Here is a 13,212-nt window from a genome sequence, read left to right as displayed (position 1 = left end):
ATTCCGTATGAAAGCACACCGCCAGGCTCTGACAGGGCTTGACATCTTTGGCCTGGTGAGTTAAGATCACCGTTCTGGCTTTCAGGAGCCGTGCCGTGCAATCCACGATGTACAACAAGCACTTGAGGGAGACATCCACCTCTGGGAGTTAAAAAACGGATGTGCGAGCAGTGACGCCGCCTAAAGCGGCCTGACTGAACCATGCGAGGAAGCCTGACACTGGGCTTCCTCTTTTATATAGGTTTTTTACAGGCTCGCCGCCACTTTCCGGAACAGTTCTGGCACAGGCGGGTGGGCCTGACCGTTGACCCAGCCGAAACGCAGGTCGCGCACGGTTCCCGTGTCGCCGACGCCCATGCCATCGGGGAAAAGTGGCGTAAGGTTCTGAATGTCCTTCACGTCCAGAGCGCCGGGCAGCACCTTGAGGGCCTCGGTGACCCCCTGTTCGTGGCCGAAATGAAGGAGGTTCACCACGCCGTCCACCTCCCAGGCGAACCGGGCAGAGGTCGGGGGCAAGTCCCGCAGTGAGCCGGGTGCGGATACGTGACGGACGCTCAGGCCGGGGCGCAGGCGCAGCGTGACCTCCAGCGCTTCACCCAGCACGCCGAAACTTCCCACGAAAGGCCGCGTCAGGTCGTAGCCCTGCACGTTTTTGACCGTGCGCCCGCCCGCCTTCACGATCCGGCCTGATGGGGCGCGGAACGTCACGCCCAGCACTTCCGCCCCGAAAAAGAAATTCTGCCCGAAGCCTCCACGCGCCACGAGGCCACCCACCCCACCCGGCAACGCCAATGGCGGAAAAGGCGGAAACAACCCCGCCGGCAAAGCCTGGTACACCTCCAGCAGCGACGTGTCCCCAGAAACGAGAATGGTCTGGTCACCCGGCGACAGGTCAAGGATGGGCATGCGGGCCTCCTGGCTGCTCCGGCAGAATTTTTCCCGGATTCAGGCGTCCGGCGGGGTCGAGGGCCTTTTTCACGTTCCACAGGGCCTGGAGGGTCACCGGATCGACAGCGTCGGTCATGAAGTCGCGTTTCATGGTGCCGATGCCGTGTTCGCCGCTCAGGACGCCGCCGTGCCGGATGGCGACGAGGGCTATTTTGTGCGCGAGGTCGTGAACGGCCCCTTCGTCCTCGATGCGCGGGTCGAACATGATGTTCGGGTGCAGGTTCCCGTCGCCGATGTGTCCGAACTGCACCAGGTGAAGGCCGCTGGCGTCTCCCAGCGCGCGAATTTCCCGCACGACCTGCGGCAGGGCGCTGCGCGGCACCACAATGTCCTCGTTCATGCGTTGCGGGCGAATGCGCCCCAGGGCGGGGGAAATGCTGCGCCGCGCCTGCCACAGCGCGTCGGCCTCGGCGGGGTCGGCGGCCAGTTTCACCACGCCCCCAGCACCCTGGCAGGCCTGCGCCACCAGTTCCAGTTCGGCGTCCACGGTCCTCAGGTCGTTCCCGTCGGTGTCCACCAGCACCACCGCTTCGGCTTCGCGGGGCAGGCCGAGGTGCAGGTAATCCTCGATGGCGTTCGTGCAGGCCCGGTCCATGAATTCCAGTTTGGCCGGCACCGCCCCGGCGGCAATGGCAGCGCTCACGGCCTCGGCCGCCTGCCCGACCTCAGCGAAGTGCGCCATCAGGGTGCGCGTGAATTTCGGCGGGGGAATCAGGCGCAGCGTCGCCTCTGTCATCAGGCCCAGTGTGCCTTCCGAACCGATCAGGAGTCCGGCCAGATCGAAGGCCTCGCGGGTCACGCGGTGAACGTCCCCGCCCTCGTCCACGAATTCCAGCGCCTTCACGTAATCGCCGGTCACGCCGTACTTGAAGCACATGGGGCCGCCCGCGTTCTCGCCCAGGTTGCCGCCGATGGTGCTGGTGCGGAAACTGGCCGGATCCGGCGGGTAAAAGAGGCCGTGCGGTCGGGCCGCCTCCGTGACCTTCAACGTCACCACGCCCGGTTGCGCCACTGCCTCGCGCCGCTCCGGGAACACCTCCAGGCGCGTCATGCGCGTAAACGAGATCACCAGGGATTCCTGCAAGGGCGTGACCCCGCCACTCAGGCCGCTCGCCGCGCCGCGCCCGACGATCGGGATACCAGCCGCCCGCGCCACTTTCACCGCCGCCACCACGTCCGCCGTACTTTCCGGCAACACCACGCACAGCGGCGTTACGCCGAACTGAATAGCGTCGTAGCGGTAATTCAGGCGCTCGGAGAGCTGATGAAGCACCTTCTTTGACCCCAGCTGCCGGGTCAGCTCGGCGGCCAGGGGGTTATCCGGCGTGCCTTCCGAACGCGGCTTGCGGGCGCGGGAATTCGTGGTCAAGCCCTGTTTCTCGACGGCTGTTTTCTCGCTTGCCATTTTCTCGGGGGTCATCTTCTTACCTGCCATTACAGTTCCCCCCGGTACGCCAGATCCAGCACCTCGATGGTGTGCATCACCGGCACCTGGCTGCCCTGGCGCCGCACGTGGCTCTGAATCTGCGTGTGGCAGCCGATGTTGCCGCTGGCGATCAGGTCGGGCTGCGTGCCCAGGATGTTGCCGGCCTTGCGCTGCCCCAGTTGCGCGGCCAGTTCGGGTTGTTCCAGGTTGTAGGTGCCGGCCGATCCGCAGCACAGGTCACCTTCAGGAATCTCGACGAGTCGCACGCCGGGAATGGCTTTCAGCAGGGCGCGCGGGGCCGCCTTGACCTTTTGCGCGTGCGCGAGGTGGCAGGCGTCGTGGTACGCGACGTTCAGGGGCTTTCGGGCCGGCATGAAGGGCTGAAGTTCGCCGCCCAGCAGCAGTTCGTTCAGGTACTCGCTGATATCGCGCACTTTCGCGGCAAATTTTTTCGCCTGTTCCTCGTCGGGGAGGCCGTGCAGCACCACCGGGTATTCCTTGAGGCCCGCGCCGCAGCCGGCCGCGTTGCTGATAATCGCGTCGTACTCGTCGGGGTCGAAGGCCTGCAGGTTGGCCCGCACCAGCTTCAGGGCTTCGTCCCGCGCGCCGGTGTGCAGGGCGGCGGCCCCGCAACAGCCCTGACCCTCGGGCAGGACGACCTCGATCCCGTTGCGACTCAGGACGCGCAGGGTAGCGGCGTTGAAGTTCGGCGCGAGGGCCTGCTGGGCGCACCCGGCCAGAAAAGCGACCCGACCTCTGCGCTGGCCTCTGGCGGGCGTCACGGGCGGGCTGGGCTGCATGGCGGGAACATGCTCGGGCAGCAGGTCGAGCGGGGCTTTTAAAGCGGCGGGCAGGGCGGGCGCCAGCGGCTTGGCGTACTGGCCGACTCGCGCGGCCACGCTGAACAGTTTCGGGGCGGGCAGGGCCCGGAGAATGGCGTAGCGTTTGGCCCTGTCGAGGGGACTGCGCCGCCGCTGCGGTTCGCTCCAGCCCCGGAAAGCGGTGATGAGTTCGCCGTACGGAACGCCGCTGGGGCAGGCACTCACGCAGCCCTGGCAACCCAGGCAGCGGTCCAGGTGCGGCGCGGCGTCTTGCAGGTCAAGCTGGCCCTCCAGCACTTCCTTCATCAGCACGATGCGCCCGCGTGGGCTGTCCATCTCGTCGCCCAGCAGCGCATAGGTGGGGCAGGCCGGCAGGCAGAAGCCGCAGTGAACACAGGCGTCCACGGCGTGCGCCATCACCTCCCCCTGAGGCCCCAGGGCCAGAACGGGAATGTCGTTGTTCATGGCAGACAGCATAGGCCGCTGAAGCGTCTGGCCGGCGGAAAAGAGTAGAGGGCTGCCGGGCGCCAACTGCCGTTCTCTTAAGGTTTCCTCAGGATTGCGCCCGGCCAGGGGCTTCGTTATGCTGCCGATATTCGTAAAGTTTCTTAACTTATCTAACGGCAAGAGAAAGAAGCGCCATCCACCGGGGTGAAGGTATGGGTCAACCGCAGGTGTTGCGGAGACAAAATCGGCAGCAGGTCACCGAGGAACTGTTCCGGCAGCCCAGCCTGACGCGCCCGCAACTCGCGGAGCGCACCGGCCTGTCCAAGGTCACGGTCAACGCCATCGTGCAGGAATTGCAGCGCTGCGGGGTGGTCACCCTGCAAGGCGGCGAGCCGCAGGGCTGCGGGCGCGTGCCGCAGCAGGTGGCCCTTCACCCGCGCCTGGGCCTGGTCATTGGCCTGGACGTGCAGCGCGGCCGGGTACTGCACGAGTGCCGGACGCTGGCCGGCGAGGGCATCAGCCAGGGAGAGGTGCCGGTGGGCGGGGAGCTGAACGAAACGGTAATCGCCCTGATCCGGCGGGTGTGCGCCGACCTGCCGCTCTGGAGTGTGGTGATCGGCATTCCCGCCCCGCTGGGTGACGCCGGCCTTCCCGCCGAGCCCAACGCCCTGCCGGAACTCGACCCGGCGCGGCTGCGTCAGGAACTGGGGCCGGCCCTGCACTTCGAGAACGACGCGAACCTGGCCGCGCTGGCCGCCGCCGCCGAGCTGCCGGAATTCGCCCACCTGGCGGTGCTGCTTGAACGCCGCAGCGGCACCGGGCTGGGGCTGCTGCTGAACGGCGAGGTGTACCGGGGGGCCACCGGACGCGCCGGCGAACTGGGGCGCACGCCCTGGCCCACGCCGCGGGGGCACGAGGCCATCGAGCAACTGCCGGAAGCGCAGCGTTCCGAGGCCACTGCCTACGCCCTGGCGGGCCTGAGCTACACCCTGGACTTGCAACATGTACTGATCGGTTCGGGGGCCGCCGACAGTTCGGAACTGCTGCGCCGCACCGCCGCGCTGCTGCCGGCCGGCGTAACGTGCAGCGCCCGCACCTCCTGCGCCGAACTGGTGTGCGCGGGCGCGAGCCTGCTGGCCCTGAGCCTGGGGCGCCACCGGCTGCAAGAACGCCTGAACACTTTGTCCCCACTTTTACCCGGAGAGACGCATGTGGCATGACACCTACCTGAAAGCGGTGCTGCAACCCGATTACACCTACGCCAGCGAGCACCTGCTGCCGCACCTGTTCGACTCGCTGACCGCCCACGCCCTGATGCTCGATTCGGTGGGCGTGGCGCACGCCGCCGAGGCCGCCCGGCTGCTGCAGGCCATGCGGCGCGAACCCTTCCCGCCTTACGACCCGCTGGTCGAGGACGTGTTCTTCACCGTGGATCGTGGGCTGGCATCGCTGAACCCGCCGGCGGCCGGGGCGCTGCGCACGGCCCTCTCGCGCAATGACCTGGACATGACCATCTACCGCCTGGCGGCCCGGCTGCGCCTGATGCGGGCGCTCTTCCGGGTGCTGAACCTCAGGCGCACCCTGCTGGCCTTCGCAGACCGTGAGATAGACACCATCATCGTCGCCTACACCCACCACCAGCCCGCGCAGCCCACCACCCTGGCGCACTACCTGACCGCCGTGGAAAACAACCTGGCGCGCGACACCCAGCGCATGTTCGAGGCCCTCGCGCGCGTGAACCTCTCGCCCATGGGGGCGGTGGCGCTGGGCGGCACCAGTTTTCCCATCGACCGCTTCAGAACCGCCGAACTGCTGGGCTTCGAGCGCCCCATCGAGAACACCTACGACGCCGTCAGCGCCAGCGACTGGCAGGTGGAGGTCGCCAGCGTCATCACGGTCACGTCCACCACCCTCTCGCGCGTGCTGCACGACCTGCTGTTCTGGGCCTCGCGCGGCCTGCTGGCGCTGGAAGACGGCCTGGTGCAGGGCAGCAGCGTCATGCCGCAGAAACGCAACCCGGTGGCGCTGGAACACGCCCGCACCAAATTCAGCAAGGCCATCGGCATGACCCAGAGCGTCATCCTGAGCAGCCACAACGTCCCCTTCGGGGACATCAACGACCCCGGCCCGGACATGCAGCCGCCCCTGAGCAGCATGTGGCAGGAATTCCGCGAGGGCGTGGAACTGATGACCGCCTCCTTGCAAAACCCTGTCATCAACCGCGAAAAATGGCTGCACGAGGCCCGGCGCGGCGAATCGCCCATCACCGAACTCGCCGACGCGATTACCCGCAAGACCGGCTGCGGCTTTCGCGTCGCGCACGGGCGCGTGAAAACCCTGCTGAACCAGCTGCACGACGAGGAACGCACCATCGACACCCTGACCCTGGGCGACCTGCAAGGCATCGGCGTGGACATCAGCAGCGCCGAACTGCAAAGCGCCCTGAACCCGGCCGAGTTCATCGCCCGCCGCACCACCCTGGGTGGCCCCGCCCCCAGCGTCATGCGCGGCGAACTCGATGATGCCCATGAGCGCCTGCAAGCGGATTTTGCCCGGCACGAGGGCTTGACGGGCCGCTTCATGGCCTCCAGAGCACAACTCGAAGGCGCCGGGGGCGAAAGGCCGCCCGGAGGCTGAAAGAAACCTGTCCGCCCACCACTCTGGCTCATTATCCTTCGCGCCCCTTCACCGTGGTTCACGATCTCAAAGGAGTTCCGCATGTACAGGAAAAGTCTGGCTGTTTCGCTTCTGAGTGCTTTTCTGGGGTTCGCTGCCGCTCAAACCGCCCCGGCTCCTGTGATGCCGGCCCCTGTCCCGGCCACCGCGCCGACTGGGCCGGGCAGCTACGGCGGGACGGTCAGCGGGCTGGACCTGATGGACGTGGATTTCATGTTCATCGGTGCCCACCCGGACGACGACGGGGGCGTGTCGGCCACCTTTGCGCGCTACGCGCTGGACGGCGGCTACAAGGGCACGGTGATTACCCTGACCGGCGGCGAGGGCGGCGGCAATGCCACCGGGCGCGAGACGGGCCGGGCTATTGGTCTGATCCGCGAGGAGGAGGAGCGCCGCTCGCTGGCCATGCTGGGCATCGACAGCCCGCACTTCCTGGGCCTGACCGACTTTTACTTCACGCTGTCGGCCGAGGAAACCGAGAAAAAATGGGGTGGTCAGGCGTTCGTGTGCGACGTGATCCGCCTGGTCCGGCTCCGCCGCCCGGAGGTGCTGATCACCATGTGGCCTGGCCCCGGCACGCACGGGCAGCACCAGATGGCCGCCCGCGCCGCCACGCTCGCCTACAACTACGCCGGCGACAGCAAGTACTGTCCTCAGCTGGAAAAAGAAGGCCTGGCCCCGTTTACGCCGCTGAAGTTGTACTACTACCCGCCGAACGCCGAGTCCGCGACCGTCAGCATTCCCACCGACGACCTCTCGCGCACCGCCCGCGTGCGCTACGCCGACCTGCGCAACATGGCGACCTACAACTACCGCACCCAGGGCTGGGACGCCTCCAACAGCCTGCCGGCCAAGACCGCCAATCCCGAGACGTTCATGCTGGTGGCCTCGCGCGTGCCCACCCCCGAAAAGGAAACCTCGCTGCTGGACGGGGTGTTCGTGGCAGCGACCAACTCGCCCACGACCGTGCGGATGGAGGCCCGCCCGAAGAGTTTTGACATCGGCACCGGGCAGGCGTCCGACGTGACCCTGACCTTCACCAATACCGGCAAAGAGGCGCTGGACGCCGCGCAGTTCACCCTGAGTGCCCCGGACGGCTGGCAGGTCAGCGCCCGCCCCGCCGCGCGCCGTGTGGCGCCCGGCGAGACTTTCACGCATACCTTCAAGGTCACCGCCCCCAGCGGGGCCAAAGCGGAACGCGCGCCCCTCACGCTGAGCTACACGGCCCGGCTGGGCACGCAAGCCGTCAGCGGACGCACCCTGACCTACGTGCGCCCGGTGCCGGCGGTGGTCGCCAGTTTTGCGCCGACCTTCGACATCGCCGGGTATCAGGCGTTCGCGCGCGAAACGAACACCGACTGGGTGATGGGCGCTCAGGCCACGCGCCTGCCGCTGCTGCTGGGCCAGACCACCCCCGTGAAAGTGACCGTCACCAACCGCAGCAGCGCCCCTGCCAGCGGAAAACTGGAATTGACGCTGCCCGCCGGACTGAGCGTGAAGGACATGCCCAGCTACTCGCTGAAAGCCGGCGAGTCGCAGGAACTGACCGTGAACGTGGAGGCCAGCGCCGCCGCGCTGCCAGCCGGGCGGCAAAGCGCCCTGTTGCCCGTGACGCTCAGCACCGGGGAATTCAAGGACACGGCCAGCGCTTACGTGCTGCCCAGCCTGACCATCCCCAGGCTGAGCAGCGCCCCGAAGATCGACGGTGACCTGGGCGACCTGACCGGCCAGGGCGGCAATATCGGCCCGGCAGACCTGTGGTGGCGCACCAAGCCCGACAACGACGCTGACGCCAGCGCTGGCTTCAAGCTCGCCTACGACGATCAGTTCCTGTACGTGGGCCTCAGCGTCAAGGACGAACTGGTGGCGTGCAACATCGCCCCGGACGACGTGAAGGCGCAGCTCCGCTCGGACGCCATCGGCGTGACTGTCGACCCCAGCGGCCAGAGCCGCGACACCTCCACCACCCTGATGGCCGCCGCTTTCCCCTGCACCACCGCCGGGTTCCAGGCGCGGGGATTCCGCGACGCCGACGCCAACCAGGGCGTGATGGAGGAGACCGCGCCCGGCATGCAGGTTGCCTCGCGCAAGACGGACGGCGGCTACGACATCGAATTCCGCCTTCCCTGGGCCGCCATGCCCGCTTTATCCGGTGGGGGGCAGCCCAAACCGGGCGACACCATCGGTCTGAACCTGGTGATGTACGACGGCGACACCAAGGACGCCCGCGTGGGCGCGAACATCAGCCAGAGCGGCCTGGCCTGGGCGGCCTTCTCGTGGGGTGGCAAACAGGCCCTGCCTTACTTATGGCCCCGCGTGACTCTGGGACAATAGAGCAGTCCTCCGCATTCCGCCCTCTGTAGAAGGGCCACCCAGAGCGCTCCATTCTCTGCTTCGCAGCTTTGCAAGTCCATCCTGCTCGTCTGAATTCACTCACTCTGCTCGGCCAAAAAACACCGCGTTCTTTTGGCAAATGCTCTAATCACATCAGCCACTCACACCCAAGGAGAACCCCATGAAGAAACTGCTTGCCCTGGCCGCCGCTTTCACCGCCACCACCCTGCTGCACAGCGCTTCCGCGGCCCCCGTGACCCTGACCTACTGGCAGTACGACTTTGCCAGCAAGGTCAGCACCATGAACGACCTGATCAAGAAGTTCGAGGCCGCCAACCCCGACATCAAGATCAAACAGGAAACCTTCCCCTACGACGCCTACAACCAGAAAGTCGCCTCCAGCGTGCCCGCCGGGCAGGGGCCGGACGTGGTGAACCTGTTCTACGGCTGGCTGCCGCAGTACGTGGACGGCGGCTTCCTGCAACCTCTGCCGGAAAAGGATTTCCCGACGGCCCGCATCGAGAGCACCTTCGTGCCCATGATCAAGACCAGCAAGATTAACGGGAAGTACTACGCGCTGCCCACCAGCGTGCGCACCCTGGCCCTCTTCTACAACAAGGACCTGATGAAGCAGTCCGGCGTGTTGACCGTGCCGCGCACCTGGGAAGACTTCATCGTGGCCGCGCAGAAGATGACCAAGGGCAACGCGCCGCGCTACAGCCAGATCGGTTTCGGGATTTCCCCGAACGGGCAGGACTGGCAGATGCTGCGCGAAGTACTGGTGCGGCAATACGGTGGCTCGCCCTACACCGACGGCGGCAAGACCGTGAACTACAACACCGACGCGGGCGTCAAGGCCATGCAGTTCTACACCGATCTGGTCAGCAAGAACAAGGTGGGCGTGACCGATTACTTCCCCGGCAACAACGGCTACCGCGACGCCTTTATCGCCGGGAAGGCCGGCATGATCGTGGACGGTTCCTTTGCCATTGCCAGCATCAAGAGCGGAGCGAAATTCAACTGGGGCGTGGTGCCGCTGCCCACCTTCAAAAGCAACAACGTCCGCAGCAACTTCGGCTCCTACTGGGTCAACGGCATCACCAAGAACGCCAAGGGCGACAAACTGGCCGCGTCGGTGAAGTTCCTGAAATTCCTGACCAACGAGGAGACCATGAACACCTGGCTGCGCTCGGTGGGTGAGATTCCCGCCAGCAAGAAACTGGCCGGCAACGCTGCCCTGCGCACGGACCCGGTGTACGGCGCGTTCGTGCAGGCCCTGCCGTTCGCGCACTCCACCCTGTTTATCGACGAGGCCGGGCAGCGCCAGGCGTGGCTGGACGGCATCAACATGGTGCTGAAACAGGGGGCGAAACCCGCCGATGCCATGAAGAAAATTGCCGCCGACGAGCAGAAGATTCTGAACGGCTACTACAAGTAAACGTGACGGGGCGGAGCGGTGAGGGGGTACGGTCACCGCTCCGCCTGCTGTCCATGGAAAGTAGGGGGTGGGCGCTGGTGTTTAACGTCCCACCCCCTTGAAAGAGGGGAGAGGTTGAAAGGACAAATTGAAATGAATCTTCCTCAGGTCATACGGCTTCCGTCTGTTTCGTCTACAAATCGGAACAGAACCGATTTGCCAACTCCACGCCCGGAACCCGTTTTTCTCCTTCTCGCTCCGCTCGGATTGAACCGTTTTGTCAACGATGAGGTAGGAGTTGGTCTCAAAAGCAATCCTGCAAAGGGCAAGTTCTGCCGGCTGTTTTCCCGGTGGGGGGCGTGATGACGCCGCCTGCTTCGCGCCCACCCGCGCCGGGCAGTTTGAAGCGGCATCAGACGCGCACGGCGTATCTGTTCCTGGCCCTGCCGCTGGTGTTTTTCCTGATCGTGCGCTTCCTGCCGACCTTCCTGGCGCTGCGCATGAGCCTGTTCGACTGGAACATCCTGAAAGAGCAGCAGCCGTTCGTGGGCCTGGAGAATTACCGCGAGTTGCTGCAAGACGCCAAATTTGGGCAGGCGCTGAGAAACACGGCGCTCTACACCGTGATCGGCGTGCCCATTCAGATCGCGCTGGGGCTGGGCATCGCGCTGCTGCTGTCGCGCATCACCGCCCTGCGCGGCCTCTTCCGTGCCATTTACTTCGCGCCTTACGTCACGCCCATCGTGGCGGCGGCCTGGGTGTGGCAGTGGCTGTTCAGCCCGCAGTTCGGCCCCATCAACACCATTCTGGACGCCGTGGGCCTGCCCCCGCAGGAATTCCTGACCTCCACCAGACAGGCGCTGCCGACCACTACCGCGCTGGTGGTGTGGCAGAACCTGGGCTTTCAGGTGGTGCTGTTCCTGGCGGGCCTGGCCGCTATTCCGCGCACGTACTACGAGGCGGCCGAGATCGACGGCGCCAGCGGCTGGCAGGCTTTCCGGGGCATCACCTGGCCGCTTCTCAATCCCACCATCGTCTTTTCGGTGGTGACCGGAACCATCGCCTACCTGCAACTGTTCACGCAGGTGGTCAACCTGAACTTCACGGATCAGGGCGGCCCGCTCGGCAGCACCCTCACGGTGGCGCTGTACATCTACCAGATGGCCTTCGGACGCTTTTCCATGGGGTACGCCTCGGCCATCACGGTGGTGCTGTTCGGCATCATCCTGCTCATTACAGTCATTCAACTGAAATTCCTGACCCGGCGGTACGACGCATGACCGACTTCTCTCCCGATTCGCTTCAACCCGTTCAGACCATGCCCGAGACGCCGCGCCGGAAGCTGGACGTCAAGACCCTGCTGGCGTACCTGGTGCTGACGCTGGGCGTGGTCGTGACCATGTTCCCGTTTGCCTGGATGATCCTGACCAGCCTCAAGGGCGTGCAGGAGATCTTCCAGCTCAATTTCATTCCGCAGGAACCCACCCTGGGGAATTACTCGGAAGTGCTGACGAAAACGAAATTCCTGGTGTGGTTCGGCAACAGCCTGCTGGTGGCGGGGATCACCACGGTCAGCGTGCTGTTCTTCGATTCGCTGGTGGGGTATACGCTGGCCAAATTCGATTTTCCTGGCAAGAACCTGATTTTTCTGCTGATCCTGTCCACGCTGATGATTCCTACCGAGATGCTGATCATCCCGTGGTTCGTGGGCATCACCGACCTGAAGCTGACCGCCACCACGCCGGGCGCGTACTTCGCCATCATGTTCCCCGGCCTGATCAGCGCGTTCGGGGTGTTCCTGATGCGGCAGTTCTTCGAGTCGCTGCCCACCGACCTGCTGGAAGCCGCCCGCATCGACGGCATGGGCGAGTTCGGCATTTTCACGAAGATTGCCCTGCCGCTGGTTCAACCGGCGCTGGCGAGCCTGGCGATTTTCACCTTTCTGGGCAACTGGAACGCTTTTCTGTGGCCGCTGATCGCCATTCAGAAACCGGAGCTGCGCACACTGCCGGTCGGCATTGCGCTGTTCAACGGCGAGGCCGGCACCAACTGGGGCCTGATCATGGCGGCCAGCAGCCTCGCGGTTATTCCGGTGCTGATCGTGTTCGCCATTTTCCAGAAGCAGATCATCGACGGCATTGTCCTGACCGGCATGAAAGGCTGAGCCGTGAAGCCTGTCGACCTGCTGATCCTGGGGAACGTGAATGTCGACCTGATCCTGGGGCCGCTGGCGCAGTGGCCCGCTGAGGGCACCGAGACGCTGGTGCCGGACATGATGTGGCGCGTGGGTGGCAACGCCGGGAACGCCGCGCTGGCCTGCGCGGGCCTGGGCACGAACGCGCTGACGGTCAGCACCGTCGGGGATGACCTGCCGGGGCAATGGCTGCGCGGGCAGTTGCCGCCTGAGCAGACGCGCTGGCTTTCCAGCCCCGAACCCACGTCCACCACAGCGGCGTTCACCCACCCCAGCGGGGAACGCACCTTCATCACGCACCTGGGTCACCTGCGCACGCTGAACTGGACGCAGGCGCGGCCCCACCTACCCCCGGCCCGCCTGGTGCTGCTCGCCGGGGCGTTCCTGACGCCCACCCTGCGGGCCGCGTACCCGGCCATGCTCCAGCACTTCCGGCAGCAGGGCACGGAAGTGGCGGTGGACTTCGGCTGGCCCGATGGGGGGTTCACGCCGGAACTGCGCGAGGAAGTGCGCGGGTGGCTGCCCTTCGTTCACCACCTTCTGATCAACGAACTGGAAGCCCAGCACCTGGCTGAAAGGCCGGACAGTTCAGCGGCGGCCCAATCCTTGGCGCCTTTGCTTCCCCCGGACGGAACCGTGGTGATCAAACAGGGCGCACGCGGCGTCACGGCCCAGCGTGGGGGCCAGATCTACACCCAACCTGCCCCGCAAGTCACCCTGATCGATACGGTCGGGGCGGGCGACACCTGGAATGCCGCTTATCTGCACGCCCTGCTTCAGGGCAAGTCCCTGCCGGACGCTCTGGCTGACGCGGTCCGGGTCGCCAGTACCGCCATTTCCACGCACCCCAGGCGCTTTGTATTGCTGTAAGCCACGGCTGCCGGGGGCTGGGCCGGTATAGAAAAAGGGGTGCGACAGGGCACCCCATTTTCATTTTTGTTGCTGTGCC

General features: G+C 65.6%; 10 protein-coding genes. 7 read left to right on the top strand and 3 right to left on the bottom strand.

Annotated features, from left to right (window positions below; translation table 11 throughout):
- Positions 1 to 246: 246 nt before the first annotated feature.
- From E5Z01_RS04745 to glcF, 3 genes are read right to left on the bottom strand one after another with little or no spacing between them, the layout of a single operon-like run.
- Entirely contained in the window at positions 247 to 906 is a 660-nt protein-coding gene (locus E5Z01_RS04745; RefSeq protein WP_135228313.1) for a DUF5639 domain-containing protein, read from the bottom strand.
- Positions 893 to 2,383 (bottom strand): FAD-binding oxidoreductase, encoded by a 1,491-nt coding sequence (locus E5Z01_RS04740; protein WP_240738188.1) that lies wholly within the window; start codon positions 2,381 to 2,383, stop codon positions 893 to 895. Before E5Z01_RS04740 ends, E5Z01_RS04745 begins: the two co-directional genes overlap by 14 nt.
- Positions 2,383 to 3,660, bottom strand: coding sequence for a glycolate oxidase subunit GlcF (glcF, locus tag E5Z01_RS04735; protein ID WP_135228312.1), 1,278 nt, complete (start codon positions 3,658 to 3,660; stop codon positions 2,383 to 2,385). The genes E5Z01_RS04740 and glcF overlap by 1 nt, the downstream gene beginning before the upstream one ends.
- Positions 3,661 to 3,854: 194 nt before the next feature.
- Here glcF and E5Z01_RS04730 point away from each other — a divergent pair, with 194 nt between their 5' ends.
- From E5Z01_RS04730 to E5Z01_RS04700, 7 genes are all read left to right on the top strand, one after another.
- Positions 3,855 to 4,862, top strand: coding sequence for an ROK family transcriptional regulator (locus E5Z01_RS04730; protein ID WP_135228311.1), 1,008 nt, complete (start codon positions 3,855 to 3,857; stop codon positions 4,860 to 4,862).
- Positions 4,852 to 6,279 carry an argininosuccinate lyase gene (locus E5Z01_RS04725; RefSeq protein ID WP_135228310.1) on the top strand — a complete coding sequence of 476 codons (1,428 nt, stop codon included), beginning with the start codon at positions 4,852 to 4,854 and terminating at the stop codon, positions 6,277 to 6,279. Before E5Z01_RS04730 ends, E5Z01_RS04725 begins: the two co-directional genes overlap by 11 nt.
- 162 nt (positions 6,280 to 6,441) lie before the next feature.
- Positions 6,442 to 8,652 carry an NEW3 domain-containing protein gene (locus E5Z01_RS04720; RefSeq protein WP_167757769.1) on the top strand — a complete coding sequence of 737 codons (2,211 nt, stop codon included), beginning with the start codon at positions 6,442 to 6,444 and terminating at the stop codon, positions 8,650 to 8,652.
- 181 nt (positions 8,653 to 8,833) lie between these two features.
- Positions 8,834 to 10,090: an extracellular solute-binding protein gene (locus tag E5Z01_RS04715; protein WP_119763369.1), complete on the top strand. Its 1,257-nt coding sequence runs from the start codon at positions 8,834 to 8,836 to the stop codon at positions 10,088 to 10,090.
- Between the two features lie 341 nt (positions 10,091 to 10,431).
- Positions 10,432 to 11,349: a carbohydrate ABC transporter permease gene (locus E5Z01_RS04710; RefSeq protein WP_135228308.1), complete on the top strand. Its 918-nt coding sequence runs from the start codon at positions 10,432 to 10,434 to the stop codon at positions 11,347 to 11,349.
- Positions 11,346 to 12,233 (top strand): carbohydrate ABC transporter permease, encoded by an 888-nt coding sequence (locus E5Z01_RS04705; RefSeq protein ID WP_233554534.1) that lies wholly within the window; start codon positions 11,346 to 11,348, stop codon positions 12,231 to 12,233. The genes E5Z01_RS04710 and E5Z01_RS04705 overlap by 4 nt, the downstream gene beginning before the upstream one ends.
- A 3-nt stretch (positions 12,234 to 12,236) precedes the next feature.
- On the top strand, positions 12,237 to 13,133 hold the full coding sequence (locus E5Z01_RS04700; RefSeq protein WP_135228307.1) for a carbohydrate kinase family protein: 897 nt from the start codon (positions 12,237 to 12,239) through the stop codon (positions 13,131 to 13,133).
- Positions 13,134 to 13,212 lie beyond the last annotated feature (79 nt).

Source organism: Deinococcus fonticola, assembly GCF_004634215.1.
Taxonomy (GTDB): Bacteria; Deinococcota; Deinococci; order Deinococcales; family Deinococcaceae; genus Deinococcus; species Deinococcus fonticola.
The sequence above is the reverse complement of the archived record's forward strand: the minus strand, read 5'-3'. Positions and strand labels throughout refer to the sequence as shown.